The following is a 3,190-nucleotide window of genomic DNA, read 5'->3' as shown; positions in this document are numbered from 1 at the left end:
ACCCGCCGCCCGCTGTGCTGTCGGTCGAACTGTCCGCGTCGCCGTCTTCCCCGTCGGTACCGCTCCCGGCGTTTCCGCCCTCACCGCCGTTTCCACGCTCCGCGCCGCTGTCGGACGCGATGACTGGCTCGACGCGTCATCGGCCGTGTCGTCGCTCGTCCCGCTGTCGTCGCCGTCCGCGGGCTCCCCGTCCCGGAACCGGTCCAGCCACTTGTCGTCGACTGGCTCGAGGTCCGGCGTTTCCTGGGCGCCGTAGCCCGGCGTCGCGCCCGCGTCGTACGTGCGCTTCCGGCGGAACTGGACGCGGCGCACGGACTGCTCCCAGTCCGCGGCGAGGAACGCCTCGCCGTCACCCAGCGACTCCACGTCCGTCGAGTAGCTGCCGCCGAGAATCTTGTCCACGACCCGCGTGTCGTTCGCCCACGTCAACCGGTGCCAGACGAGCCAGTCGCACTGCGTGATGAAGTCCTTGTCGACGGACGCCGGCCGCTGGGAGAGCCCACACAGCCCCAGGCCCCGCTTCCGACCGCGTTTCGCGATGCGGACCAGCATCTCGCCGACGTCGCCCAGGCCGCCCTGTTCGGGCACGAACTCGTGGACCTCCTCCACGAGCAACAGGAACGGCTGGCGGACGTCCCGGGACTTCGAGAACAGCTGCTTTGCCACCTCGTACACGAGGCGGTCCGCGTCGTCGCCCTCCAGGAACCCGGAGACGTCCAGCACCACCGGGACGCCGTCGGACAGCGCGACGTCCGCGATCGCCTCGGCGTCACCCGGGCCGACGACGGCGTCACAGCGGTCGCCCGCCCCGAGGTGGAGCACCTCGTAGTCCTCCTTCAGACCGTAGTACTCGCCGTCCGTGTCGACGATGAGGAGCCGCGACTCGTGCTCCAGCAGCTCCTCGACGATGACGCTGGCCGTGTTCGACTTGCCGGACCCGGACTTCCCCGTGACGAACCCCCGACCAGTCAGTACGTCGATGGCCGGCAGGGTGAGGTCCCCCTCCGTCACGTGAAGCTCGTCGCCGCGCTCGGGCATCTGAGCGTACCTATGACCGCGGGGACTAAATGCTTCGTGTGCACCCACAGGCTTATTCTCTGGCCTGCAAAGTACCCGATTACATGGAGCGAACGTTCGCGCGCCGTGCGGTCGTGCTGGTCGTCGGAGCGACGGTTGTGTTGACGGCGGCGTTCGTCGGCATCGTGGCGCTGACCGAGGGGCAGACTGCCGGCCTCAGGGGCCGCCTGCCGTTCTACGTGTTCGGCGGCGCCGTCATCTTCGTCACCACGCTCGTGTCACTCGAAGACCCCGAGGAGGGCGGACTCCCGATTCTGACGACGACCGCCGCGGTGTCGGTCGTCGGGTTCACGCTGCTCGCGCTCGCCGGCGAGGGCTTCCGGTACGCCGGCCAGAACCCCGGGCGCGTGCTCGGGTCGAGTCTCGTCGTCTATTTCCTCGCCGCGGCGCTCGTCTGCACCGGCACGATGTACTGGGGCATCAATCACTGGCGGGAGTTCACGGCCTGACACCGACCGCAACTCGTTTGGGGTCGCTCCCGTAACCAGTTCGCATGAACGGCGGGTGGCCACGCGTGCTGGCGGTCTGCGGGCTGCTGGTGCTGGCCGGCTGTGTCGCACCGGCCGCGGACCACCCGGCCGCCAGCAACCCCGGCGATATCGACCAGCCCACGACGCCCGCAACCACTACTGCAGCCGGCGACACGACGACTGACGCGCCGGAGGGCGTCGTCGTCGAGGGCGGGTCGGTCGACGTCGACGTGAACCGGACGTACGAGCGGGTCCAGCGGCTCCTCGGCGCGGACTTCCCGGGGACGCGCGTCGTCGTCCGCAACCTCACCCAGTACAAGTCCGCCGACTACGGTAACGTCCCGTTCTTCCGCGTGTTCGGCATCGAGAACCCGGCCCTCGACGAGAGCGAGCCGACCGGCCTCACGACCCTTGACGCGTCCGTCTACGTCTCGCCGGCTGGCGCCGACAGCTCGCGCGTCGAGCAGGTGGTCGCACACGAGTTCGTGCACGTCGCGCAGGTCCGCGAGGAGATGGTGCCGTGGTTCGGCGGCCTCTCACTGGAGCGCGTGACGCTGGACGAGCAGCTCGCGCGCCGCTCGCTCGTGGAGGGCGGCGCCGTCTACGTCACGGACGCGTACTCCGAGGAGTTCCTCCCCGAGGCGGAGTCCCAGTCGGCGTACGTCGAAGCGGGGTACGAGAACGGGTCTTCCGGCGACCGCGTCGTCTGGTCGCAGTACCACTTCGGCGCGCAGTACGTGAACGCCACCGTCGACGACCCGACCGACCTCCCGGCCGTCTACGAGGACGCTCCCGAGACAACGGAGAACGTCTTGCATCCCGGAAAAACCGACGACCCCGCCGCCCTGGACGTCGACGTGTCCGCGGAGGAGTACACCCGCGTCGACTCCCTGACCGTGCGCGTCGGTGAACTCCTCACGCGCATCACGCTGCGCGACGTCACCAACAAGTCGGTCGCTGCGAACGCCAGCGAGGGCTGGGCGAACGACCGCGTCGTCGTGTTCCGCGAGTCCGGCGCGTGGGACATCGCGTGGGTGACTCGCTGGGACACCCCCGCGGACGCCGACGAGTTCGCCGCGGCCGCCCGCGAACTCGGCACCGAAGCCGGCGCTGTCTCCGAGTTCCGAGTGGACCGCCTCGACGATGAGACGGTCGTCGTGTTCGCCGGCAGCGACGACTTCCTCGGGACGGCAGCCGCTTCCGGAAACGTCACCGTTACCGCCTGAACGCCAGCCGACGCAGTCGATCTACGTCTCGCCGAACTGCTCGCGAGCGGCTTTGTACGCCGTCCACAGCGGGTCGGATTCCGGTTCCGGGAGCGGGTCGCCGTCCGCCGTCACCAGAGAATCTGTGGACGTGCGCTCCGCGACGACGCCGACGTCCGCGGCCGGGATCCCCTCGTCGTCGAGCGCGGAGACGACGTCGTCGACATCCTCGGGCGCGACGGTGAGCACGACTGTCCCCTCACTGGAGGCAGCCCACGGGTCGATGTCGAAGTACTCGCAGACCTCGCGCACGCCGGTGGCGACCGGCACTGCATCGCGCTCGACGGCCAGCGAGACGCCGCTGGCGGCCGCGAGTTCGTGGAACGCGTTCGCGAGGCCGCGCTCGGTCGCGTCGTGCATCCGCGGAGACGTCGCCCG

4 protein-coding genes are annotated in these 3,190 nt (G+C 69.7%); 2 read left to right on the top strand and 2 right to left on the bottom strand.

Translation table 11 applies throughout. From position 1 onward, the window contains the following. On the bottom strand, window positions 1-1,038 hold a 1,038-nt coding region (locus GRX66_RS17775; protein WP_159527694.1), incomplete at its 3' end, for an ATP-binding protein. Between the two features lie 83 nt (window positions 1,039-1,121). On the opposite strand from GRX66_RS17775, the gene GRX66_RS17770 reads away from it, so the two are divergent. Together GRX66_RS17770 and GRX66_RS17765 are read left to right on the top strand one after the other, a co-directional pair. Continuing rightward, window positions 1,122-1,526 (top strand): hypothetical protein, encoded by a 405-nt coding sequence (locus GRX66_RS17770; protein ID WP_159527693.1) that lies wholly within the window; start codon window positions 1,122-1,124, stop codon window positions 1,524-1,526. 44 nt (window positions 1,527-1,570) lie between these two features. Then, window positions 1,571-2,773 carry a hypothetical protein gene (locus GRX66_RS17765; RefSeq protein WP_159527692.1) on the top strand — a complete coding sequence of 401 codons (1,203 nt, stop codon included), beginning with the start codon at window positions 1,571-1,573 and terminating at the stop codon, window positions 2,771-2,773. A gap of 21 nt (window positions 2,774-2,794) precedes the next feature. On the opposite strand, the gene GRX66_RS17760 is transcribed toward GRX66_RS17765, so the two are convergent. After that, a partial coding sequence (locus GRX66_RS17760) for an AIR synthase-related protein (protein WP_233745650.1) occupies window positions 2,795-3,190 on the bottom strand: 396 nt, incomplete at its 5' end.

The organism is Halobacterium bonnevillei (genome assembly GCF_009831555.1).
GTDB lineage: Archaea > Halobacteriota > Halobacteria > Halobacteriales > Halobacteriaceae > Halobacterium > Halobacterium bonnevillei.
The sequence above is the reverse complement of the archived record's forward strand: the minus strand, read 5'-3'. Positions and strand labels throughout refer to the sequence as shown.

What these genes read in the sequence shown, in the direction of transcription:
- GRX66_RS17770 (WP_159527693.1), top strand. Translation starts at nt 1,122, where the DNA reads ATGGAGCGAACGTTCGCGCGCCGTGCGGTCGTGCTGGTCGTCGGAGCG.
- GRX66_RS17765 (WP_159527692.1), top strand. Translation starts at nt 1,571, where the DNA reads ATGAACGGCGGGTGGCCACGCGTGCTGGCGGTCTGCGGGCTGCTGGTG.